This window comes from Streptomyces sp. NPDC030798 (assembly GCF_055572275.1).
Genome location: NZ_JBVIDR010000024.1, coordinates 1 through 23,432, shown reverse-complemented (window position 1 = coordinate 23,432; position 23,432 = coordinate 1). Strand labels below are relative to the sequence as shown.

The window sequence follows — 23,432 nt, the reverse complement described above, 5'->3', positions numbered from 1 at the left end:
GCGTCGTGCCGAGGGGCATGGGAACTCCCGGAAGGTCCAACGGTGTTCAGCGGTCCTCGGTGACGGGGAGAGGACCGGAAGGTTGCGGCACGGTGGCGAGCGGCGTGCGGGCGGCCGCCGCCGACGGCACCGGGTGGCGGGCGGCGAGGGGCACGAACTCCGGCAGCCCCGCCGGCTCCCCCAGCACGACATGCCGGACGACCCGCTCGGCGGCGCGGCCGTCGTCGTACGGGCAGAACCGCTCGCGGAACGCGGCCCGCAGCTGGGCGGAGCGGGAGCCGCGCCAGTGGCCGCCGGCGAAGATGTCGATCAGGTCGTCCTCGCTGCGCGCCACCGCACCCGGCGGGCAGGCGCGCAGGTCGACGTAGAGCCCGCGGGCGGCCTCGTAGGCCTCCCAGTCCTCGGTGTGCACGACGATCGGCCGGTCCAGGTTGGCGTAGTCGACCATCAGCGAGGAGTAGTCCGTCACCAGCGCGTCCGAGGCCAGGCACAGCGACTCCACGTCCGGGTGGCCGCTCACGTCGATGACGCGGGCCCCCGGCCCCGGGGGGAGGCCCTCGGCACGGGCCAGGACCACGAAGCGCGGACCCAGGCGGCGCAGGATCCGCTCCAGGTCGAGCAGCGGGCGCTGGGTGCGGCGGTAGTCGCGGGGGGCGGGCGCGTACAGGATCGCCACCGCACCCTCCGGGACGCCCAGCGCCGCGCGCAGCCGGGCCACGTCCGCCGACGTGGCCCGCTGGAACACGTCGTTGCGCGGGCTGCCGTACTCCAGGGTGGTGTAGCGGCCCGGGAAGACCCGCTCCCAGGTCAGGGTGGAGTGCCGGTTGCCGGACACGACGAAGTCCCACTGGTCGACGCCGCGCAGCAACTCCTCGAAGTCGGTGTCCCGGGCCGCCGCCGGGCGCTCCTGCAGGTCCAGGCCCAGGTGCCCCAGCGGGGTCCCCTGCTGGGTCTGCACGAACACCTGGCCGGGCCGCTTGCGCAGCCGGCGGTCGAAGGCGGTGTTGTTCACCAGGTACTTGGAGCGGGCCAGCGCCGTCCAGTACGCGGCCGTGCCCGGGCGCACCCGGCGCGGCCCCGGCGGCACCGCCTGCTGGTGCTCGGGGCGGGTGATCCAGGCGGTGCGGATGTGCGGGGCGTGCGTCCGGAACGCCTCCTCCAGCGCCCCCGGGCCGCAGCCGTGGCCCTCGCCGTCGTACGCGGAGAACACCGCACGGTCGGCGCGCAGGGGCAGCCGCAGCTGAACGCGGTAGTGCAGCCGCAGCGCGGCCGTCCTGAGGGCGCGGGCGAGCTTGACCGCCGCCTTCAGCGTGCGCCGGCGCGCGGCCGAGGCCAGCCGCAGGGCGCGGAAGGTGCGGTGCAGGCCGAAGCGGACCAGCCCGTGCCGCAGCCGGGAGCGCAGCGGCGCCCGGGTGCCGGGCACCCGGTAGCGGCGGTGGTGGGCGCGGGCCCGGCGCAGGAACTCGGCGCGGCTGCCGCGCGGCAGGCGGTCCCGCCGGGTGAAGATCACGAGGTAGTGGTCGATCATCCGGCGGAACAGGTCCGGCCGCCAGCGCGCCAGTTCCGGCCGCTGCTCGACGTAGGCGAACACCCGCTCGTACTGGTCGAAGATGTCGAAGTGGCGGCGGCTGGTGGTGCCCAGGATGTTGCCCTGCCGGCGCTGCCGGTAGTGCACGCAGACCCGGTCCAGCGTGGCGATCGACTCCGCCGCCATCAGGGCCGGGAAGGTCCACGGGGTGTCCTCGTAGTAGCCGGGCGGGAACGCGAAGCCCTGCTCCTCGACGAACTCCCGCCGGTACGCCTTGTTCCAGGCCACCATCAGCACGCGCAGCAGCCCCGGCCGGTCCTCCAGCCGGAACGGCGCCGGGCCCTCCTCGGTCAGCGGGGCGGCGGTCCGGTTGCGGATCACCTCGCCGTTCCAGAACGTGCGCGCGTAGTCGTGGACCAGCACGTCCGGCTCGCCGGTCTCCTTGATCCGGTCGGCGATCGCGCGCAGCGCGTGCGGGGTGAGGGTGTCGTCGCCGTCCAGGAAGATCAGGTAGTCGCCCGTAGCCTCGGCCATCCCCGCGTTGCGGGCGCGGCCCAGACCCTGGTTCTCGGCGAGGTGGACGGCCTTCACGCGCGCGTCGCGCGCCGCGTACTCGTCGATCAGCGCGCCGCAGGCGTCCGGGGAGCGGTCGTCCACGGCGATCAGTTCGAGGTCCGGGTACGACTGGGAGAGCACCGAGTCCAGGCACTCGGGGAGGTACGCCTGGACCTTGTACGCGGGGACAATGACACTGAACCTGGGCAAGGGGCATCCATGGGTCGGTCGGCGCGGGCGTTCTGCCCGGGAACGGCCAATGGAGTGAATTGGTTACGGTTCCTGCGCCATTCGGGGGATGTCGCGCATGCGGAGGGGCGGGCCCGCGCGGACCCGCCCCCAGGGAACTGCCCTTCGGCCAGGGCTACTTGACCGCGCCCGCCATCACCCCGGACACGAACTGCCGCTGGAAGGCGAAGAACACGGCCAGCGGGATCACCATCGAGATGAACGCGCCGGGCGCGAGCACGTCGATGTTGTTGCCGAACTGCCGTACCTGCGTCTGCAGCGCCACCGTGATCGGCTGCGAGCCGGACTTGGTGAACACCAGGGCGACCAGCATGTCGTTCCACACCCACAGGAACTGGAAGATGCCGAGGCTCGCGATCGCGGGCCCGCCGAGCGGCATCACCACCCGGGCGAACAGCCGCAGTTCACCGGCGCCGTCCAGCCGGGCCGCCTCCAGCAGCTCGCGGGGGATCTCCGCGAAGAAGTTCCGCAGCAGGAACACCGCGAACGGCAGACCGAAGCCGACGTGGAAGAGGATCACTCCGAGGATGGTCCCGAACAGGCCGATCCTGCCGAACAGTTCGGCGATCGGGATCAGCGCCACCTGCACGGGCACCACCAGCAGGCTGACCACGCCGAGGAACCACCAGTCGCGGCCCGGGAACTCCATCCACGCGAACGCGTAGCCGGCCAGCGAGCCGATCACCACGACCAGGACCGTCGCCGGGACCGTGATCAGTACCGTGTTCACCAGGGAGTGGGTGATGTCGCCGTTCTCCAGCAGGTTCCGGTAGCTGTCGAAGGTCAGCTCGGACGGCTTGCTGAACACCGTCCACCAGCCGCTCGCGCTCACGTCCTCCGGGGCGCGCAGCGAGGAGATGAGCAGGCCGATGGTCGGCACCAGCCAGAACAGCCCCACCACCAGCAAAAAGGCGCGGACCAGTCCGCCGCTGAGCTTCTCGGCGATGCGCGCCCCGAGCGACCGCCGGGCCTTCACCGTCGTCCCGGCGGGCGTCACCTTCCCTATGCTTCCCGTGGCCGCCGTCATCGCCGCACCTCCCGCCGCAGCCTACGGATGTTGAACAGCATCACCGGGATCACCAGGAGCAGCAGGAACACCGCGATCGCGCTCGCGATGCCCGGCTGGCCCTCCGCGAAGCCCTTGCGGTACAGCTCCAGGGCCAGCACATTGGCGTCGTCCTGGGAGGAGCCGGGGGCGATGATGTAGACGAGGTCGAACACCTTCAGCACGTTGATCATCAGTGTGACGACCACCACCGCGAGCACCGGCGCCAGCAGCGGCACGGTGACCTTGCGGAACACCTGCCACTCGTTGGCCCCGTCCACCCGCGCGGCCTCGAGCAGCTCCCGGGGCACGCCCGCGAGCCCGGCCGCGATCAGCACCATCGCGAAGCCTGCCCACATCCAGACGTACGACCCGATGATGGCCGGGGTGACCAGCGCCGGGCCGAGCCAGTCGACGCCGTTGTACGGCTCCTTGAAGTTGCTCGCGGGCAGTCGGAGCTGCGCCCCGTCGGCCGTCGCGGGCAGCGTGAAGGTGCCGTCGGCGGCGGCCTCGGTGGAGGCCACCACCTTGCCGTCCTTCACCGCCTCGATCCGCATCCCGGCGTAGCCCAGCTCGGACGGGTCGGGCGCGCCCGGCTTCCCGACGCCCTTGCCGCGCGTGAAGTCCTGCCAGGTGGTGCCGGTGATCTTCCCCGGCTCGGCCCTGGCGGCCACGGCCTTCTTCGCGTCACCGGGCATCTGGTCGGGGGCGACCCCGACGAGCGGCAGGGTGACGGTCTGCCCGGTGTGCACGGTGGCCGAGGTGATGAACCCGCCCGCCTCCGGCTTCAGGGGCGAGTCACGGCCCGGGTGCGCCTTGGGGAACGCCGACGACGGGGCGAAGGTGTCGTGCACACCCACCCACACGGCGTTGGCGACGCCCTTGTCCGGGTCCTGGTCGTACACCAGCCGGAAGATGATCCCGGCCGCCAGCATCGAGATCGCCATCGGCATGAAGACGACCAGCTTGAACGCCGTGCCCCAGCGGATCCGTTCGGTCAGCACCGCGAAGACCAGGCCGAGCGCGGTGGAGACCGTGGGCGCGAACACCACCCAGATGATGTTGTTCTTCAGGGCGGTGCGGATGCCGTCGTCGGTGAAGATCGCCTTGTAGTTGTCGATCCCGGCGAACCCGTCGCCGTTCGCGTTGTAGAAGCTGCGGACGATCGAGTACCCGATCGGGTAGACCACGAGCGCGCCCAGCAGCACCAGGGCCGGCAGCAGGAACAGGGCTGCCACGGCCTTGCGGGTGCCGGTCACGCTCTTGCGGCTCCTGGGTGCGGCCGGGCCCGGTGGGGCCCCGGCCGCGGCTGCCGACGCCATGGCCGGATCAGCCCCCGTTCCCGTACGCGGCCGCCGCGTCCTTCTCCAGCTTCGCCTGCGTGCCCGCGACGTCCTTCGGATTCTTCAGGAAGTCCTGCAGGTCCTTCCACTCGCCCTTGCCCGGGGTGCCGCCGAAGGCCTGCGGGGCCTGGTCGGACATGTCGAAGCGGAAGTCGTCGCCGGACGCGATGAGCGCCTTGGCGATCGTGCGCTGCACCTCGTTCGGGTACGCCGAGTCCGGCACGTTCTTGTTCGGCGAGAGGTAGCCGCCGAGCTTGGCCTGGATCGTCGCCGCGTCCGGGGAGGCCAGGAAGGTGGCCAGCGCCTGCGCCGCCTTGGAGTCCTTCAGGATGACCGCCGCGTCACCGCCGGAGACCACCGGGGCGCTGGAACCCACCGCCGGGAACGGGAACACCTTCGCGTCCGTGCCCACCTTCGCCTTGGTGTCACCGATGTTGACCTGTGCGAAGTCGCCCTCGTAGACCATCGCCGCCTTCGGCTGGTCGCCCCCGGTGAAGGTCTGGGTGACGGAGGCCGGGAACTCGGTCTGCAGCGCGCCGTCCGCGCCGCCCGCCACATAGTCCTTCTTGCCCCAGATCTGGGCGAGCGTGGTGAGCGCCTGCTTCACTGACGGGTCGGTCCACTTGATCTTGTGCTGGGCGAGCTGGTCGTACTTCTCGGGGCCCGCCTGGGACAGATAGACGTTCTCGAACCAGTCCGTCAGCGTCCAGCCGTCCGCGCCGCCGACCGAGAACGGGGTGACCCCGGAGTCGTACACCGCCTGCGCGGCGGTCAGCAGTTCCTGCCAGGTCTTGGGCTCCTTGGCGCCCGCGTTCTCGAAGGCCTTGGCGTTGTACCAGATCAGCGACTTGTTGGCGGCCTTGTAGTAGACGCCGTACTGCTTGCCGTCGACCTTGCCGATGTCCTGCCAGCCCTGCGAGTAGTTCTTCTGCAGCTCCTTGATCGCGTCCGGGCCGAGCGGTTTGGCCCACTTCTTCTGCACGGCCTGCTTGATCGCGCCCGGCTGCGGCAGCAGGGCCACGTCCGGCGGCTGCCCACCCGCGATCTTGGAGCCGAGGAAGTTGATGATCGGGTCCTGCGCGGGCACGAACGTCACCTTCGCGCCGGTGCGCTTCTCGAACTCGGCCAGCACCTGCTTGAAGTTCTTCTGCTCGGTGCCGGTCCAGACGGCGGCCACCTCCAGGCTCGCGCCGTTCAGCTTCGGCAGGGAGAGGGTGGAGCCGGACGGGGTGGCCCCGCCGGCGGTGCCGCCGCTGTCCGTGGACTTGTCGCCGCCGCCGGAGCAGGCGGTGAGCGCGAGGGCTCCCGCGAGCAGGGCGGCGCATGTGGTGACGGCCCTGTGTGTCCGGATGGTGCTGCTGTTACTCCGCATCACTTCCCCGTTCGTCGTTCTTCGTTGAACGTCAGAACTCTGTCCCGTGCGCTCCGGTCTACGCCGGGCCGCACACGGGCGGCAAGAGCGCCTGCGCCGTCCGGCGGCGCATCGTGACCGGCTCGTGATCGGGGAGGGGTGCGTGGCGGTCGGGCCGCCGGCCGGAGCGCTCACCCAAGGGGGAGATCCTGCTCGGTCCAGATGCACTTGCCGTCATGGAGATAGCGCGCGCCCCAGCGTCGGGAGAGGGCGGCCACCAGCTGCAGACCGCGGCCGCCCTCGTCGGTGAACGTGGCACGGCGGATACGGGGGGTGGTGAGGCTGCCGTCGTAGACCTCGCAGATCAGCGAGCGGCTGCGCATCAGACGCAGGCGTACCGGACCCCTGCCGTGCCGGACGACATTGCCGACGAGCTCACTGACCATCAGCTCGGTGGTCGTCACCAGGTCGTCCAGGTCCCAGACGGCGAGCTGTTTGCGCACGTACTCGCGTGCCTGCCCGGCCGCGCGTGGATGCTCCGGAAGGCTCCAGGACGCGATGTCCCCAGGGGCCGTCGACCACGTGTGGGCGATCAGCAGCGCCGCATCGTCGCTGGTCTGTTCCGCGTCGGGCAGCAGGGCCGAGACGACGAGGTCGCACAGGCGGTCCAGCCGCCGCTCCGCGGCATCGTGGCGACGTCCGGCCTCCTCGGCCGGGAAGTACGGCCTACGGGACACCTCGTGGGCCAGGGTCTGCCGGAGTTGGCTCAGGCCGTGGTCGCTGTCGCGCGTGGCGGATTCGACGAGGCCGTCGGTGTAGAACACCAGAAGGCACTCCTCCGGCAGGTGCAGCTCATGGATGTCGAACGGGGGCTCGGCCGCGCCCAGCGGCGGGTCGGCCGCCGGCTCGGGGCACTGCACCGTGCCTCCGGGGTGAACGACGACCGGCGGGGGATGGCCGGCCAGGGAGAACGAGCACGTACGGGCGACCGGGTCGAACACGGCGTACAGGCACGTGGCGAAGCAGTCCTCGCCGAGGTCGCTCATCAGGTCGTTGAGGTGGTGAAGCAGCTCGTCCGGAGCCATGTCCAGGTCGGCGAGGGTGCGTACCGCGGTGCGCAGGCGGCCCATGACGGCGGCTTCGGTGATGCCGTGTCCCATGACGTCGCCGATCACCATGGCGACGCGGTCGGCGGACAGCGGGATCACGTCGTACCAGTCGCCGCCCACCTCCTCGCTCGTGCCGGCGGGCAGGTACCGGGCGGCGGCGCTGACGGCGCGCAGCCGGGGCAGCGCCCTGGGCAGCAGGCCGCGTTGGAGTCCCTGGGCGCGGGCGTGCTCCACGTCGTACAGGCGGGCCCGCTCCAGGGACTGGGCGAGCAGCCCGCTCAGCGCGATGATCAGGTTCCGCTCCTCGTCGCCGAAGGAGCGTGGCCGGGAGAACGACAGGATGCAGCAGCCGATGGGCCGCCCGGAAGCGATCAGGGGCGCGAAGACCCAGGCGTTCTTCGGCGACGCGTCCGCGAGGAAGTTCGCCTCCGGGTAGAGCCTGCGGTACTCGGCCTGGGATTCGACGAAGCGGTGCGTGCCCGTGCGGAGCACTTCGTCGACCGCGGGGCTGGCGGACAGGGGGGACAGCCGGGTGCCGATCAGGTCGACAAAGCTCTGCGGGTAGCCGACGCAGCCGATCAGGCGCAGCCGGTCCTTGTCCAGCCCCTGCACCAGCAGACCGTCGGCACCCAGAACGGGCAGCACGCGCTCCTCGACGACCCGTACCACGTCGGCGGCGGTGACGGCTTCGGCCAGTGCGGCGCTGACCTCGTTCATCCGGACGGGCCGTTCGGCCGTGCGCCTCCCGTCGGGCTCGGCGGGCGTCCCGTGGGCGTCCCCGGCCGTGCCGGCCGTGCGGCCCGCGGCGGGCCCCACGGCCCATGCCGCAAGCGCCTGAAGGAGGGAGCGCTGCACCGGGTCCGGTTCCCCGGGCCCGGCCGTGAGGACGGACAGCGCCCCGACCGGTCCGTCGACACCGGGCAGCGGCACCGCCACCGTGCCGCGGGCCCCGGTGACCGTGTCGCACCCGGCTGCCCAGACGTACGCGTCGCCCCGCACCGCGCGCGCGGGTGCCGCCTGCTCGTCCAGTCCCAGATCCGCCCACGCCTCGACGTCCGGAGCCTCGAGCCCGCTGACCGCCACCAGCCGCAGCCGGTCCCCGTCACGCCGGTGCGCCAGCGCGCCCAAGCCGTCCACGCACGCCGCCGCGTGCCGCAGGGCCAGCGTCAGCCGAAGCAGCTCCGGGGAGTCGGCGCTGCTCGCGGGCTCACTCCTCCCAGCGGGCACCTTGCCTCCTGCTGGTCGCGGGTCAGGCTGCTCTCTGTGCCACGGGTACCGTTCAATGAAACGCTTTTTCCGTCCGGCGTGCTCCCGCGGGGCGAAAACGGTCAGAGGAGCGAGGGCACCTCTGCCGCCGAGACCTCGCGGGCCGCTCGCTCCACCGCGCTTGCCAGGAGGGCCAGGTCCGTGGGGCCGTTGCCGAGTTCGCGTACCGGGCGGCGGGCCGGCGGGTCGCCCATGCGCTGCCACTCCAGCGGGACCACGGTCGGCCGCTGGGTCGCCGTGCGCGGGATGCGGCCCGTGACCCGGCCGCCCTGGAAGCCGACGGTGCGTCCGTCCGCGTAACGGAGCCTGCCCCGCCCCGGTGCCGGCTCGTCCGGCCCGGCCGACGGCGCGTCCAGGGCTATGCGCAGGGTGGCCCGCTGCGCCGGCTCCGTCTCCGCCGTACGACCGCCCGTCCCGGCCGCCGCCACCAGATGCACGCCGAGCCGCTCGCCCTCCCGGGCCACCGCCTCCAGCGCCCGCATCACCGACCCGGCGGCCGGCCGGCCCGGCGAACCGAGCGCGGGGGAGACCAGGGCGTCCAGATCGTCGACGACCACCACCAGCCGGGGCAGCGCGGGCGCGGCCTCGGTGCGCTGCCGGGCCGCGGCGCCGGGCCGCAGCCGCAGCGTGGAGCTGGGCGGCGTTTCTATGTCGCCGGTTCCGCTTCCGGCTCCGGGTGCGGGGGCGGCCGTACGGCCGGCCGGGGTGCGCTGGGCGACGATACGGCCCGACACCTCGCGCCCGGTGTGCCACTGGGCGAAGTCCGTCCGCCCCACCAGCTCGGCCCGCCGCTTCAGCTCGGCGCTCAGCGACTGGGCGAACTCCCGCATCCGCACGGGGTCGTTGGCGATGAGGTGGGTCGTCACGTGCGGTATGTCGGTGCAGACCCGGAGCCCCTCGCCGCGCCCCGGGCCCGCCCCGACGCCGTCCCGGCCGTCGATCAGCACCAGGCCCAGCCGGTCGGGCCGCTCCGCGGCGGCCAGCGAGGCCACCACGGCCCGCAGCAGCTCGGTACGGCCACTGCCGGCCGGACCCTCGATGAGCAGATGCGGCCCGTCGGCCACCAGGTCGGCGGTGAGCGGGCCGCGCGGCCCGGCGCCGAGCACCGCACGGGCCCGGCCGCCCAGCGACTCCGTGTCGTCGGCCGCGTCCGCCCAGCGGGCCATCAGCGAGGCCGGGGTGGCCCGGGCCAGGCCCAGCTCGTCCAGCAGCCGCGCCGACTGCGGCAGCGGCACGGCCACGCGCGCGTGGCGCTCACCACCGGGGCCGTCCGGCCGCAGCGGGGCCAGCGCCCGCGCGAACCGCTCCGCCCAGGCGAGCGAGACGGCGTCGACGGCGGCGAGGGCACCCGGGCCGACGGGACCGGTGGGCGCGACCCGCATCAGATGCAGCGCGCCGGCGACATCACCGCTGAGCAGGGCCACGGCCCCGCAGTGCCGGAAGGTGGGCACACCGGCACAGGCCGCCTCGTACGTCTGCGCCACCGGCGAGGCGGGGGTCGCCGCCGCGGTCTCCGCGAGGCAGAGCACATGGACCCCGGCCCGCGGCCCGGCCACGGCCAGCCGCGCCAGGGCGTCCTGCAGGGAGTTTCCCCCGGGGTCGCCGTCCACCACGACCACGGTGTACGGCCCCGGGAAGCCGCCGACGCCGTCCAGTTCGCCGTCTTCCCTGGCCCAGGAGGGACGACGACCGGGGGTGCGGGGGCGGGCCGCGGCGCCGAGGTCCGGTGCGGGGGTGCCGGTGGGGTGCGCCGGGGTGGTCCCGGGGGCCGGGGCAGTCGCCGGCGCGGAGCCGCGTGCGGAAGCGGCCGCTGCCGTGGCCGGCTGGGCCGTGCCGCGGCCCGTCGCCGCGTAGTCATCGACGCGCCGCAGGAGTTCCTCCGTGCGGGCCGCCGCCTGCTCGCGGTCGTAGGCCAGCAGCAGGCGGCAGTCCTGGCCGCGGCCCGGGCGGACGTGCGGGAGCCAGCCGAGCCAGGACCACTCGGCCGTGCGCTCCTCCACCGGGCGCGTGCGGTCCGCGCTGATCAGCACGATCTCGAGCAGGTCGGGGGAGTGCAGCGCGGCCAGCTGGGCCAGCACCGCGCGGGCGAGACCGGACAGCCGGGGGCGCGGACCGGCCAGGCCCAGCGCACCCGCCTCGCGCAGCGCCGCCGTCACCGGCACGGCCGGCAGCACGCCCGAGCCGTCCGGCGCGCTCCGGTCGGCCGTGCCGAGCCGGACCGTCAGCGCCTCCGGGTGCCCGAGGCCCCGCTCCCACAGCCGGGGGCCGGGTCCGAGCGCCGTCAGCAGCAGGGCGGCGGGGTCGGGCCAGGTCTCCGGCTGCTGCGGGGCACCGGCGAGCGCCGGGGCATCCTCGGCACGGGCCGTCCGGGCGGCCTCGTACGCCTGCGCTCCGGCTGCCGTCGACTCCGCGCGTCCGCCGGCCAGCCGTCGCGCCCACGCACCGAGGCCCCCTCGCCGCCGCCCGGACTGCGGCGCGTCGGTGCCCCGCAGGGGCGTGTCCTTGCGGGTGCCGCCGGCCCGGGAGCCGGCACCGGACGACGCGTCGTCGGGCGCCGTGCCGTGAGCCGCCGTACCGGCGGGGTGCGCGGCGCCGGGGCCGCCCACGCCGTAGCGCCCCGCGTGGGTGTCCCCACCGCTGGGAGAGGGCGCGGATGCGGACGCCGTGTGCGGTGTCCCGTGCGGTGCCGACCCGGATGCCCCGGGCACCGGCCCGCCGACGTCGTAGCGGCGCGCGTCCGTGTCGGCCGCGCCCGGCCCTCCCGCGCGTTCGCCCCGGCTCTCGATGCCCGGTGCCCCGGACTGGCCGGGCACCGAGGGCGGCTCGCCGCGCCGGTGCTCCTGTGCCGACGCGCCCGCGCCGGAGGCGCCCCAGCCCGCCGAGCCGTACGCGTGGTGCGCCCGCACGGAAGGCTCCGACTGCCCCCCGACACCGGCCGATCCGCCGTCCCCCGCCCGCGCGCCGGCGCCACTGTCCGCGCCCACCGGGCCGGCACCGGCGCCCGCGCTCTCGGCCGTCCCCTCGCCGGGATCGCCGGGAACGACCCGCACGCACCCCTCCCCGTCCGGCACCACCCGCACGCGGGCCCCCGGCCCCCCGGACGGCGTAACCCTGAGGGCGGACTCGCCGAGGCGGAGGAGGGCGCCCGCGGGGAAGCGGACGGGGTGGTCGGTGAGGCGGGTGCCGTCGAGGGAGGTGCCGTTGGTGGAGCCCAGGTCGGCCACCGAGATGGTGCCGTCGGCGGCGACCGTGACCGCGCAGTGCAGGCGGGAGACGTCCGGGTCGTCGAGCGGGACGTCGGCGTCGGCGGAGCGGCCGACGGTGATCCGGCCGCCGTGCAGCAGATGGACCCCGCCCGCGTCCGGCCCCGCGACCACGTGCAGCTGGGTCGGGGCGTCGTCCAGCTCGGGGTGCGGCTCCGGGGCCGCCGGGGCGCCCAGCGACAGCACGGCGCCGTCGACCAGCGGGGGCTCGCCGAGGACGCTGCGGCGCGGGTCCAGCCGGTCCGTGCCCGCGTACAGCACCACCGGGGCGCCGCCGGCGTCGCGGCCGGCGCCGCTCTCTCCCGTGACCGCCGCGGCCAGCGCCGACGCCACCGCGGCCAGGTCCGTGCCCGCGGGCGCCGTCACCAGCACGTCGCGGCTCGCGGCGCGGCCCCGCTGCGGGGACGGGCCCAGCGGGTCTACGACGGTCAGCCGGATCTGCATCGCCGTCAGCGGTCCCTTCTGCCCGGGCGCGGACTTCCCCCACCCCCGCACGGGCACGTCGGCCAGTACTGCACGCATCCTCGCACCTGCGACTGACAACACGCCCACGTCCCGGCGCCAAGTGATCTTGATTGGTCGGCTCTGCCCCCAAAAGTGCCTGACCAGTTGCGCGCCGATGATCAGTTGAGATCGGTCACGTCCGGTATCCGGCAACCAGGAGACCGAGGGAAGCGTCTTTCCTTCGAACCGGAGCGCCGGATTCGCCGGGCAGGGCCCGGCCCGGGCGGCGAACATCGCCGGGAACGCTTACGTAGTGCCCTGTGCACCGGCACTACAGTGGTTCGGAACGAACGGAACACAGGCAAGCAAGCAGCAGGGAGCGCGTGACGTGCGGCCAGTCGGCAGCAAGTACCTGCTCGAGGAGCCGCTCGGACGCGGCGCCACGGGCACCGTCTGGCGTGCCCGCCAGCGCGAGACCGCCGGTGCGGAGGCGGCCGTGCCGGGCCAGCCCGGCGAGACGGTCGCCATCAAGGTCCTCAAGGAGGAGCTGGCGAGCGACCCGGACATCGTGATGCGCTTCCTGCGGGAGCGCTCCGTACTGCTCCGGCTCACCCACCCGAACATCGTGCGGGTGCGCGACCTGGTCGTCGAGGGCGATCTGCTGGCGCTGGTCATGGACCTCGTCGACGGCCCCGACCTGCACCGCTACCTGCGCGAGAACGGCCCCTTCACACCGGTCGCCGCCGCCCTGATGACCGCGCAGATCGCCGACGCGCTCGCGGCCAGCCACGCCGACGGCGTCGTCCACCGCGACCTGAAGCCCGCCAACGTGCTGCTCCAGCAGTACGACGGCCGGATGCACCCGATGCTGACCGACTTCGGCATCGCCCGCCTCGCCGACTCCCCGGGCCTGACCCGCACCCACGAGTTCGTCGGCACGCCCGCGTACGTGGCGCCGGAGTCCGCCGAGGGCCGCCCGCAGACCTCCGCCGTCGACATCTACGGCGCCGGCATCCTGCTGTACGAGCTGGTCACCGGCCGCCCGCCGTTCTCCGGCGGCACGGCCCTGGAGGTGCTGCACCAGCATCTGAGCGCCGAGCCGCGCCGGCCCTCCACCGTGCCGGACCCGCTGTGGACGGTCATAGAGCGCTGCCTGCGCAAGAACCCCGCCGAGCGGCCCAGCGCCGAGAACCTCGCGCGCGGCCTGCGCGTCGTCGCCGAGGGCATCGGCGTGCACGCGAACGCCGCGCAGATCGCCGCCGCCGAGGGCGTCGGCGCCCTGCTCGCTCCCGACCCGGCTCCGGCCGCCGTCCCGGGCGTGCCCGGCGCCGCCGACCCCACCCAGGTGCTGCCCACCAACGCGCCCCAGGGTGCCTACGACCCGAACGCCGCGACCAGCGTCCTGCCGCACACCGGCGGCCCGGCCGGCGCGGCCGACCCCACCGCCGTCCTGCCGAACACCGGCGCGGCCGACCCGACGGCCGTCCTGCCGCCCCTGCCGCAGGGCCCCCCGGGGCAGCAGCAGCCCGAGCAGCCGCACCCCTGGCAGACCCAGCTCCGTGCCGCCCGGGACCGCAACGAGCAGACCCAGATCCAGTACCTCGCCCCCGACGAGGACCCGCTGCGCCGCCGCCCCCAGCGGCAGGTCGCCCGGCCGCAGCAGCAGCCGCGCCAGGCCCCGCAGGCACGCCCGCAGCAGCCGCAGCCGCGCGGCTGGCAGCGGCCGCCCGCCGGGTACGGCCAGCCGCAGCAGCACCAGCCGCGGTACGCCACGCCGCAGCCGCAGCAGTACGCGCCGCCCGCGCAGCCCGAGCCGCGGCCCGCGCGCGAGCCCCGGGCGCCGCGGCAGCGCAGCGCCAACCCGATGAAGATCCCCGGGCTCGGCTGTCTGAAGGGCTGTCTGTTCACGATCGTCATCCTGATCGTGGCGGGCTGGCTGGTCTGGGAGCTGACCCCGCTGCACACCTGGGTCGGCCAGGGCCGCGGTTATTGGCATCAGCTGAGCGACTGGGCCGGGAAGGTGGGCCACTGGGTCAAGGACCTGGGGGGCTCCTCCGGCAGCGGCAACTGATCGCGAGTCTGTGGATTTGTCGACATCTGGCGGGTGATTTCCGTCTCCGCGGTGAAGGTTGGCTCCCCGGACGCGTAGTTTTAGCGACAACACGCGTCTGTAGGAGCAGCCTTGGCACGGAAGATCGGCAGCAGGTACACCGCCAACCAGATCCTGGGGCGGGGCAGCGCCGGCACGGTGTGGCTGGGCGAGGGGCCGGAGGGGCCCGTCGCGGTCAAGCTGCTGCGCGAGGACCTCGCCTCCGACCAGGAGCTCGTCGGGCGCTTCGTGCAGGAGCGCACGGCGCTGCTCGGCCTGGAGCACCCGCACATCGTCTCCGTGCGCGACCTGGTGGTCGACGGCAACGACCTGGCGCTGGTGATGGACCTCGTCCGGGGCACGGACCTGCGCACCCGGCTGGAGCGGGAGCGGCGGCTCGCGCCCGAGGCGGCGGTGGCGATCGTCGCGGACGTCGCCGACGGGCTCGCGGCGGCCCACGCGGCCGGAGTGGTGCACCGGGACGTCAAGCCGGAGAACATCCTCCTGGACATGCAGGGGCCGCTGGGCCCCGGCGGAGCGCACCCGGCGCTGCTCACCGACTTCGGCGTGGCCAAGCTGATCGACTCGCCGAAGCGGACGCGGGCCACGAAGATCATCGGGACCCCGGACTATCTGGCGCCGGAGATCGTCGAGGGGCTGCCGCCGCGGGCCGCCGTGGACATCTACGCGCTGGCGACGGTGCTGTACGAGCTGCTCGCCGGCTTCACGCCGTTCGGCGGCGGGCATCCGGGCGCGGTGCTGCGCCGGCACGTCACCGAGACCGTCGTACCGCTGCCCGGGATCCCCGAGGAGCTGTGGCAGCTCATCGTGCAGTGCCTGGCGAAGGCGCCGGCGTCCCGGCTGCGGGCCTCGGAGCTGGCCTTGCGGCTGCGGGAGCAGTTGCCGCTGCTGGCGGGGATGCCGCCGCTGGACGTGGACGAGCCCGACCTCTCCGAGGAGGCGGAACAGGAGCCGGCCGCGGTACCGGCGCCGCCGGGGGGCGAACCGGTGCGGCGGCGGGGGGCCGTGTCGCTGGTGCCCGGGGCCAAGCCGGACTCCAACCGGGACACCCACACCTCGATGCGGGTGCCGGGTCCGGACGAGCTGGCGGGCGGGGCGCGGGGCACGGCACGGGCACCCCGGGCGGCGGGGGCGCCCCGGCCGGGATCGGCACGGCACCGCGCGGTGACCCGGCGGCGCCGGATCACCCTGACCGTGGCGGGAGTGGTCCTGGCGGCGGCCCTCGGGGTCGGCGCCTGGCTGGCCACCTCCGGCGACGACCAGCCCCCGCAGGACACCCACAGCACATCGACCCCGTGACCCTTGGGCTCCCTGCCGTCGCGGGCGGCTCCACCGCCCGGCTCTCGTCGGTCGGTGGAGCCGTTACGCTGGAGGCGTGGCAGTCGTCGATGTATCCGAAGAGCTGAAGTCCCTCTCCTCGACCATGGAGTCGATCGAGGCCGTTCTGGACCTGGACCGGATGAGGGCAGACATCGCCGTGCTCGAGGAGCAGGCGGCCGCGCCGTCCCTGTGGGACAACCCGGACGAGGCGCAGAAGATCACCAGCAAGCTCTCCCACCTCCAGGCCGAGGTCAGGAAGGCGGAGGCGCTGCGCGGCCGGATCGACGATCTCGCGGTCCTCTTCGAGATGGCCGAGGAGGAGAACGACCCGGACACCCGCGCCGAGGCCGAGTCCGAGCTGGTCTCGGTCCGCAAGGCGCTGGACGAGATGGAGGTCCGGACGCTGCTCAGCGGTGAGTACGACTCCCGTGAGGCGCTCGTCAACATCCGCGCCGAGGCCGGCGGCGTCGACGCCGCCGACTTCGCCGAGAAGCTGCAGCGCATGTACCTGCGCTGGGCCGAGCAGCGGGGCTACAAGACCGAGCTCATCGAGACGTCGTACGCCGAAGAGGCCGGCATCAAGTCGACCACCTTCTCCGTGCAGGCCCCGTACGCCTACGGCACCCTCTCCGTCGAGCAGGGCACGCACCGCCTCGTGCGCATCTCGCCCTTCGACAACCAGGGCCGCCGGCAGACCTCCTTCGCCGGTGTCGAGGTGCTGCCCGTCGTCGAGCAGTCCGACCACGTCGAGATCGACGAGAGCGATCTGCGCATCGACGTCTACCGCTCCTCCGGCCCCGGTGGCCAGGGTGTCAACACGACCGACTCCGCGGTCCGCATCACCCACCTGCCCACCGGCATCGTCGTCTCCTGCCAGAACGAGCGGTCGCAGATCCAGAACAAGGCCACCGCGATGAACGTCCTGCAGGCCAAGCTGCTCGAGCGGCGCCGGCAGGAGGAGCAGGCCAAGATGGACGCCCTCAAGGGCGACGGCGGCAACTCCTGGGGCAACCAGATGCGTTCGTACGTCCTGCACCCGTACCAGATGGTCAAGGACCTGCGCACCGAGTACGAAGTCGGCAACCCCGAGGCCGTGTTCAACGGGGAGATCGACGGTTTCCTGGAGGCCGGCATTCGCTGGCGCAAGCAGCAGGAGAAGTAACTTTGTCGACATGACAACTGCCGCCCCCGAGGCGGCAGTTGTCATTTGTCTGGGTTTTACATCACACTCACAGGCTCCAACTCCCGGCAAACGCCACACCCTTGGACATTGCGCGCGCAACGGCCTTGACGTTGCTTTGAAAAATGGGAAGGGTGAAGCGTGGCATGCGTATCTCTGGGGCGCATGTGAACCGGGGGAATGGGATCGCTCGAGCCTGACTCGGGCTTCGTCAGCTGCCTCCGTCGATCACGGCAAGCCCCGCACGCCGCCTCATTGACGAAGAGCTACTGGGGGTAGCAACCATATGACGAAGAAGACGCGGGTCCGGGTCGCGCGGATAGCCGCCGGCGCCGTGATCGCGGCCGGAGCCTCGCTGACCGCCGCGGGCGCGGCCTCGGCCCTGGACCTCGGTCCGATCAGCATCGGCGTGAGCGCGGACGGCAGCGACGACGGTGGCACCACCGACGGGGGCGGCGGCTGCGACCCGGTCGGCGTGTGCGAGGACGCGGGCGGCCAGAGCGCCGCCGGTGGCGAGAGTGCTGCCGGTGGTGAGGCCGCTGCAGGCGGTGAGAGCGCTGCCGGTGGTTCTGCTGCCGCCGGTGGCGAGAGTGCTGCCGGTGGTGAGGCCGCTGCCGGCGGCTCCGCCGCTGCCGGTGGCGAGGCGAGCATCGGCGGCTCGGCCAGCATCGGCGGGTCCGCGAGCATCGGTGGCTCGGCCAGCATCGGCGGGTCCAGCTCCGCCGGCGGCTCCAGCAGCACCGGCGGCAGCAGCTCGGGCGGTTCCAGCTCCACGGGCGGCTCCAGCAGCTCCGGTGGCTCCAGCTCCACGGGTGGCAGCAGCTCGGGCGGTTCCAGCTCCACGGGCGGCTCCAGCAGCTCCGGTGGCTCCAGCAGCACCGGCGGCAGCAGCACGGGTGGTTCCGGCAGCACCGGCGGCAGCACCTCCGGTGGCAACGACCACACCACCCCCGACGGCGGCAACAACAACACCGCCCAGGAGGAGGGCTCCTCGGCCCTCACCGACACGGGTTCGGACACCACGGCGCAGGGCGGTGACAAGCAGCTCGCCGAGACCGGTGCCGGTCAGACCGCGTTCCTGCTCGTCGGCGCCGCCACGATGATCGCCGGCGGCATCGGCTTCCGCGTGCTGCCGCGCCTCGTGGGCGGCCGGGGCGGCGCGGCCGCCTGAGGGTAGCCCCACGGCCACCCTGCGCGCACGGCGTACGCAGTGAAGGGCCCGGAGCGTGATGAAACGGTCACGCTCCGGGCCCTTACGGTTTGTCGATCATCTGCCGTGGATCAACGGGGACTTCTCACGCCGTCTGGTGCGCCAGCAGCGCCACGGCCGCGATCAGCACCGCGAGCAGCGCGATCAGCGCCATCGGGTTCAGGCCCCCGAAGAAGCCCTCCTGCTGCAGTCGCTCGCGGTTGGCACGGCACACCGGGCACCGGCCCTCACTCACAGGCGACGCGCAGTTCGCGCACACCAACCGGTCGTACGTCATGCGCTCGCCCTCCTTGCACCGGTCATCACCCATACAACGCGCACGGGAACCAGAACGTTCCCCCCTCCACTCTGCCAGGTTCCCCCCAAAAGAGCCCGGGCGCTCGGAGAAGCCCGAAATCAGGGCCGTACAAAAGTGCACAAGTCTCGCCCAACCGCCACCGGGCCCTGCGCTTCCACACCCGGTTCGCGTATGGTCACGCTCATCTACCCCCGGCGACCCGTGGTGCATCCGTGATCCGATTCGACAACGTCTCCAAGGTCTACCCCAAGCAGACCCGCCCAGCCCTCCGGGATGTGTCCCTGGAGGTGGAGAAGGGCGAGTTCGTCTTCCTCGTGGGGTCCTCCGGCTCCGGAAAGTCCACCTTCCTGCGGCTCGTCCTCCGCGAGGAGCGGTGCAGCCACGGCCAGGTGCACGTCCTGGGCAAGGACCTCGCGCGCCTGTCCAACTGGAAGGTGCCGCAGATGCGCCGCCAGCTCGGGACGGTCTTCCAGGACTTCCGGCTCCTGCCGAACAAGACGGTCGCCGAGAACGTGGCCTTCGCGCAGGAGGTCATCGGCAAGTCCAAGGGCGAGATCCGCAAGTCCGTGCCGCAGGTGCTCGACCTCGTCGGGCTCGGCGGCAAGGAGGACCGGATGCCGGGCGAGTTGTCCGGCGGTGAGCAGCAGCGCGTGGCCATCGCGCGGGCCTTCGTCAACCGGCCCAAGCTGCTGATCGCCGACGAGCCCACCGGCAACCTCGACCCGCAGACCTCCGTCGGCATCATGAAGCTGCTCGACCGGATCAACCGGACGGGTACCACCGTCATCATGGCGACGCACGACCAGAACATCGTGGACCAGATGCGCAAGCGCGTCATCGAGCTGGAGAAGGGCCGCCTCGTGCGTGACCAGGCCCGCGGCGTCTACGGCTACCAGCACTGAAGCAAGTTCACGACGGAAAGGCTTGACCAGACGCCATGCGCGCCCAGTTCGTCCTGTCGGAGATCCGCGTCGGTCTCCGCCGCAACCTGACGATGACCTTCGCCGTCATCGTCTCCGTGGCCCTGTCCCTGGCCCTGTTCGGCGGCTCCCTGCTGATGAGCGACCAGGTGAGCACCATGAAGGGCTACTGGTACGACAAGGTCAACGTCTCGATCTTCCTGTGCAACAAGAGCGATGCCACGTCCGACCCGAACTGCGCCAAGGGCGCGGTGACCGAGGACCAGAAGAAGCAGATCCTCGCCGACCTGCACAAGATGTCCGTCGTCGAGGAGGTCCTCTACGAGTCGCAGGACCAGGCGTACAAGCACTACAAGGAACAGTTCGGCAACTCCCCGCTGGCCAGTTCCCTGACGCCGGACCAGATGCAGGAGTCGTACCGGATCAAGCTGAAGGACCCGGAGAAGTACCAGGTCATCGCGAGCGCCTTCAACGGACGTGACGGCGTGCAGTCCGTGCAGGACCAGAAGGGCATCCTGGACAACCTCTTCACCCTCCTCGGATACCTGAACTGGGGCGCGCGGGGCGTGATGGCGGTGATGCTGACGGTCGCGATGCTGCTGATCGTCAACACCGTGCGCGTCTCGGCGTTCAGCCGGCGCCGGGAGACCGGGATCATGCGCCTGGTCGGCGCGTCCGGCTTCTACATCCAGGCGCCGTTCATCATGGAGGCCGCCGTCGCCGGGCTCATCGGCGGGATGCTCGCCTGCTCCTTCCTCGTGATCGTGCAGTACTTCGTGATCGACCACGGAGTGGCGCTGTCCGAGAAGCTGCAACTCATCAACTTCGTCGGCTGGGACGCGGTCGCCGCCAAGCTGCCGCTCATCCTGGCCACGAGTTTCCTGTTCCCCGCGCTGGCCGCGTTCTTCGCGCTGCGCAAGTACCTGAAGGTGTGACGCATGCCAAGGGGGCCGTACGGTCAACCGGACGTACGGCCCTTCGCGTTGTCCTAGACTCACCGCCATGTCAGGCCGTGACCCGTTCTGTCAGCCCCGCCGTCTCGGCCGTGGGGCCGCCCTGACATTGGTCTTCGCCGGCGTGCTGGTCGCCGGCGCCGCCACCGGCTCCTTCCCGGACACCGGCCAGCCGGGCTCCACCGGGCGCCGCAGCGCGGTCGGGCCGGCCCGACCGGGCACCCGGCACGAGGACGTGCGGCGGGCCGCCGCCGAGGCCATGGCCGACGGCAAGTCGCCGATGGAGGCCGCCGAGCGGGCCGTCAGCCGCAGCGGGGACCGCTGGGGCGCCGTCTACTCCGAGGGCGAGTACCAGGAGTTCCAGGAGGCCCTCGACGGCCAGTACACCGGCGTGGGCCTGTGGGCGCGACGCGAGCGGGACGGCCGGATCGAGGTGACCCGCGTCCAGCCCGGCTCGCCCGCAGCCGACGCCGGCATCCGCAAGGGCGACCGGCTGCGCAGCATCGACGGCAGCGACGTCGCCGGGCGCCCCGTCACCGAGGTCGTCTCCTTACTGCGCGGGGACGCCGAGGACGCCGCCGCGGGCACCACGGTCACCCTCGGACTCCAGCGCGGCACGCGCGCGTGGACCCGGACCCTGCACCGGGCCCGCCTGTCCACGCACTCGGTGACCGTCCGCAAGCTGCCCGGCGGGGTCACCCTCATCCGGATCAGCGCCTTCACCAAGGGCAGCGGGAAGGCGGTGCGCGCCGCCCTGCGCCGGGTCCCGGCCGACGCCGGCGTCGTGCTCGACCTGCGGGGCAACTCCGGCGGCCTGGTCACCGAGGCCGTGGACACCGCCTCCGCCTTCCTCGACGGCGGCCTGGTCGCCACCTACGACGTCGACGGCGCCCAGCGCGCGCTGCACGCGGCCTCCGGCGGCGACACCAGCCGGCCCCTCGTCGCCCTGGTGGACGGCGGCACCATGAGCGCGGCCGAGATGCTCACCGGCGCCCTCCAGGACCGGGGCCGCGCGGTCGTGATCGGCTCGCGGACCTTCGGCAAGGGCTCCATCCAGATGCCGACCTCGCTGCCCGACGGCTCGGTGGCCGAGCTGACCGTCGGCCACTACCGCACCCCCTCCGGCCACGCCGTCGACGGCCGGGGTATCACACCCGACCTGGAGGCGGGCGCCACGGCGCTGCAGCGGGCGGAGACCGTCCTCACCGGACTGGGCGACCCGTCGTAGCGCACCCGTAATGCGCTTCCCTCCCACCCCCTCCATGGTGCGAAAATGGTCGGCACTATGGCTAAGGAAAAAGGGCGCAAGCTGATCGCGCAGAACAAGAAGGCGCGGCACGACTACCACATCCTCGACACCTACGAGGCCGGTCTGGTCCTCATGGGCACCGAGGTGAAGTCACTGCGCCAGGGGCGGGCCTCGCTGGTCGACGGCTTCGTGCAGCTCGACGGGCACGAGGCGTGGCTGTACAACGTGCACGTGCCCGAGTACAGCCAGGGCACCTGGACCAACCACAGCGCCCGCCGCAAGCGGAAGCTGCTGCTGCACCGCGCGGAGATCGAGAAGCTGGAGTCCAAGTCCCAGGAGACGGGTCACACGATCGTGCCCCTCGCCCTGTACTTCAAGGACGGCCGCGCCAAGGTGGAGATCGCGCTCGCCAAGGGCAAGAAGGAGTACGACAAGCGCCAGACCCTGCGCGAGAAGCAGGACCGGCGCGAGGCGGACCGCGCGATGGCCGCCGTCCGGCGCAAGCAGCGGGGCTAGCGCCCGCCCGGCGGGAATGCGCTGGCATCGACCCGCGTTGGTCACGTACGATGGCACCTGCACCGCACAGCAGGTGCACTGATTTGAAAAATCAACATGGGGATGATCGGTTTCGACAGCGGATGTCGAAGCAGGGGAAGCGTGTCGAGGAAGCGGCCATGATCTCGTAAACCACAGGCCGAAAAAAATAATCGCCAACACCAAGCGCGATTCCTCCCACTTCGCTCTCGCTGCCTGATAAGCAGCTAGCGAAGCTCTCACGGGAGTGTCAGCCCGGGGCTGTTCCCGACCCGGATCCTGGCATCAGCTAGGGAACTAAACCTCGATCCCGGTCACGGGGTGAAGAGGGAAACCACACAGTGACTGAGCCCGTCGGCGACTTGTTCGCGTGATCGCCGGGGCCGAGAAAAGCACAGCGAACTGCACACGGAGAAGCCCTGGTTCCGCACCGTTGGACGCGGGTTCGATTCCCGCCATCTCCACGGTACAGACCCCCTTTCGACCTGCGGAAACGCAGAGTCGGGAGGGGGTTTTCCATGTTCCGGCGGCTGTCGCCGCGGCCCTAGTAGCCGCACATCAGCCGCCGGGCGGCGGCCAGCACGCAGGACGCGACCGCCGTGCACACCTCGCCGACCGCCTCCGGCTCGCCCGGCCGCGCGGCCCGGCCCGCCGGCGCCCAGTTCCGGTGGGCCGCGTACAGCAGCCGGGCCAGGATCTCCGCCCGCGCCGGATCCAGCGGCTCCCGCTCGACACGGGGATGCAGGCGTACGGTCCGCCGGCCGGGCTCGGGAAACAGCAGCCCCCGGGCCACCAGCTCCTCCTGGACCCGGTCGTGCACGAGCGGCGCGAGACGCTCGATCCACTCCTCCGCCGAGCCGGCTCGCCACCGTGCGGCCAGCCGGCGCAGCACCTCGTCCTGCACCGGGTCCGTCAGCGGCCCGGGTCGGTTGATCAGCAACTGCCCGGGGCGTACGACGACCCGGTCGGCTAGCGCCAGCTCGACCAGCACGGCCCCCGCCAGCGCGATGCCGAGCTCCACCCGCCAGGACGCCGTACGGCCCCGGGTCGCGGCGGCGACGTGCAGCGCGACCTCGTCGGCCAGGGACGTCCTCACGCCGGCACGCGGAAGGACGCCCACTCCTCGGGCAGCTCCTCCTCGTAGAAGATCGCCTCGACCGGGCAGACCGGCTCGCACGCCCCGCAGTCCACGCACTCGTCCGGCTGGATGTACAGGGAGCGCGCGCCTTCGTAGATGCAGTCGACGGGGCACTCCTCCAGGCACGCCTTGTCCTTGACGTCGACACAGGGCGCGGCGATCACGTACGTCATCGGTGGTTCCTCGGACTCGGGACCGTCCAGGTGTCGCTGCCGGCGAGCAGTGCGGCGAGGTCGCCCTTGCCGTGTTGTTCGATGGCGGTGTCGAGTTGGTCGGTCATTTTGGTGTCGTAGACGGGGCGTTGGACGGAGCGGAAGACGCCGATGGGGGTGTGGTGCAGGGTGTCGGGGTCGGCGAGGCGGGAGAG

16 protein-coding genes, 1 other RNA gene and 2 pseudogenes are annotated in these 23,432 nt (G+C 72.7%); 9 read left to right on the top strand and 10 right to left on the bottom strand.

Annotated elements, in window-relative coordinates:
- Positions 1 to 46: 46 nt before the first annotated feature.
- The 6 genes from ACZ404_RS35630 to ACZ404_RS35605 all read right to left on the bottom strand — a co-directional run bounded on the left by ACZ404_RS35630 (position 47) and on the right by ACZ404_RS35605 (position 12,153).
- On the bottom strand, positions 47 to 2,293 hold the full coding sequence (locus ACZ404_RS35630) for a bifunctional glycosyltransferase/CDP-glycerol:glycerophosphate glycerophosphotransferase (protein ID WP_468447316.1): 2,247 nt from the start codon (positions 2,291 to 2,293) through the stop codon (positions 47 to 49).
- A gap of 154 nt (positions 2,294 to 2,447) precedes the next feature.
- Positions 2,448 to 3,359, bottom strand: a complete 912-nt coding sequence (locus tag ACZ404_RS35625) for a carbohydrate ABC transporter permease (RefSeq protein ID WP_468447314.1) — start codon at positions 3,357 to 3,359, stop codon at positions 2,448 to 2,450.
- Positions 3,356 to 4,699: a carbohydrate ABC transporter permease gene (locus ACZ404_RS35620; protein WP_468447312.1), complete on the bottom strand. Its 1,344-nt coding sequence runs from the start codon at positions 4,697 to 4,699 to the stop codon at positions 3,356 to 3,358. The genes ACZ404_RS35625 and ACZ404_RS35620 overlap by 4 nt, the downstream gene beginning before the upstream one ends.
- Before the next feature lie 7 nt (positions 4,700 to 4,706).
- A complete protein-coding gene (locus ACZ404_RS35615; RefSeq protein ID WP_468447310.1) occupies positions 4,707 to 6,092 on the bottom strand; it encodes an ABC transporter substrate-binding protein in 1,386 nt (461 codons plus the stop codon).
- Between the two features lie 170 nt (positions 6,093 to 6,262).
- Positions 6,263 to 8,407 (bottom strand): SpoIIE family protein phosphatase, encoded by a 2,145-nt coding sequence (locus tag ACZ404_RS35610; RefSeq protein ID WP_468447308.1) that lies wholly within the window; start codon positions 8,405 to 8,407, stop codon positions 6,263 to 6,265.
- Positions 8,408 to 8,508: 101 nt separating this feature from the next.
- Positions 8,509 to 12,153, bottom strand: coding sequence for an FHA domain-containing protein (locus ACZ404_RS35605; RefSeq protein WP_468447380.1), 3,645 nt, complete (start codon positions 12,151 to 12,153; stop codon positions 8,509 to 8,511).
- 388 nt (positions 12,154 to 12,541) lie between these two features.
- Between ACZ404_RS35605 and ACZ404_RS35600 the strand changes: the two genes are divergently transcribed.
- The 4 genes from ACZ404_RS35600 (at position 12,542) to ACZ404_RS35585 (ending at position 17,934) form a co-directional block, all read left to right on the top strand.
- Complete coding sequence (locus tag ACZ404_RS35600; protein WP_468447306.1) at positions 12,542 to 14,224, top strand: serine/threonine-protein kinase; 1,683 nt, start codon at positions 12,542 to 12,544, stop codon at positions 14,222 to 14,224.
- 111 nt (positions 14,225 to 14,335) lie between these two features.
- Positions 14,336 to 15,562 carry a serine/threonine-protein kinase gene (locus ACZ404_RS35595; protein ID WP_468447304.1) on the top strand — a complete coding sequence of 409 codons (1,227 nt, stop codon included), beginning with the start codon at positions 14,336 to 14,338 and terminating at the stop codon, positions 15,560 to 15,562.
- A 76-nt stretch (positions 15,563 to 15,638) separates the two neighbouring features.
- Positions 15,639 to 16,745 (top strand): peptide chain release factor 2, encoded by a 1,107-nt coding sequence (prfB, locus tag ACZ404_RS35590; RefSeq protein ID WP_468447302.1) that lies wholly within the window; start codon positions 15,639 to 15,641, stop codon positions 16,743 to 16,745.
- A gap of 304 nt (positions 16,746 to 17,049) precedes the next feature.
- On the top strand, positions 17,050 to 17,934 hold the full coding sequence (locus ACZ404_RS35585; RefSeq protein WP_468447300.1) for a hypothetical protein: 885 nt from the start codon (positions 17,050 to 17,052) through the stop codon (positions 17,932 to 17,934).
- Between the two features lie 124 nt (positions 17,935 to 18,058).
- On the opposite strand, the gene ACZ404_RS35580 is transcribed toward ACZ404_RS35585, so the two are convergent.
- Entirely contained in the window at positions 18,059 to 18,250 is a 192-nt protein-coding gene (locus ACZ404_RS35580) for a hypothetical protein (protein ID WP_468447298.1), read from the bottom strand.
- A 233-nt stretch (positions 18,251 to 18,483) separates the two neighbouring features.
- On the opposite strand from ACZ404_RS35580, the gene ftsE reads away from it, so the two are divergent.
- From ftsE to ssrA, 5 genes are all read left to right on the top strand, one after another.
- On the top strand, positions 18,484 to 19,173 hold the full coding sequence (gene ftsE, locus ACZ404_RS35575; protein WP_046729172.1) for a cell division ATP-binding protein FtsE: 690 nt from the start codon (positions 18,484 to 18,486) through the stop codon (positions 19,171 to 19,173).
- A 35-nt stretch (positions 19,174 to 19,208) separates the two neighbouring features.
- Entirely contained in the window at positions 19,209 to 20,126 is a 918-nt protein-coding gene (gene ftsX, locus ACZ404_RS35570) for a permease-like cell division protein FtsX (RefSeq protein WP_468447295.1), read from the top strand.
- Positions 20,127 to 20,193: 67 nt separating this feature from the next.
- Positions 20,194 to 21,372: a S41 family peptidase gene (locus tag ACZ404_RS35565; protein ID WP_468447293.1), complete on the top strand. Its 1,179-nt coding sequence runs from the start codon at positions 20,194 to 20,196 to the stop codon at positions 21,370 to 21,372.
- A gap of 57 nt (positions 21,373 to 21,429) precedes the next feature.
- Complete coding sequence (gene smpB / locus ACZ404_RS35560; protein WP_468447291.1) at positions 21,430 to 21,909, top strand: SsrA-binding protein SmpB; 480 nt, start codon at positions 21,430 to 21,432, stop codon at positions 21,907 to 21,909.
- 98 nt (positions 21,910 to 22,007) lie between these two features.
- Positions 22,008 to 22,394: a transfer-messenger RNA gene (ssrA, locus tag ACZ404_RS35555) on the top strand.
- A gap of 77 nt (positions 22,395 to 22,471) precedes the next feature.
- Here ssrA and ACZ404_RS35550 read toward each other — a convergent pair.
- The 3 genes and pseudogenes from ACZ404_RS35550 to ACZ404_RS35540 all read right to left on the bottom strand — a co-directional run.
- A complete protein-coding gene (locus ACZ404_RS35550) occupies positions 22,472 to 23,023 on the bottom strand; it encodes a GOLPH3/VPS74 family protein (RefSeq protein ID WP_468447289.1) in 552 nt (183 codons plus the stop codon).
- 11 nt (positions 23,024 to 23,034) lie between these two features.
- Positions 23,035 to 23,238, bottom strand: a pseudogene (gene fdxA, locus ACZ404_RS35545) (ferredoxin); the annotation flags it as partial.
- A pseudogene (locus ACZ404_RS35540) lies at positions 23,235 to 23,432 on the bottom strand (hypothetical protein); the annotation flags it as partial. The pseudogenes ACZ404_RS35540 and fdxA, both read right to left, overlap by 4 nt.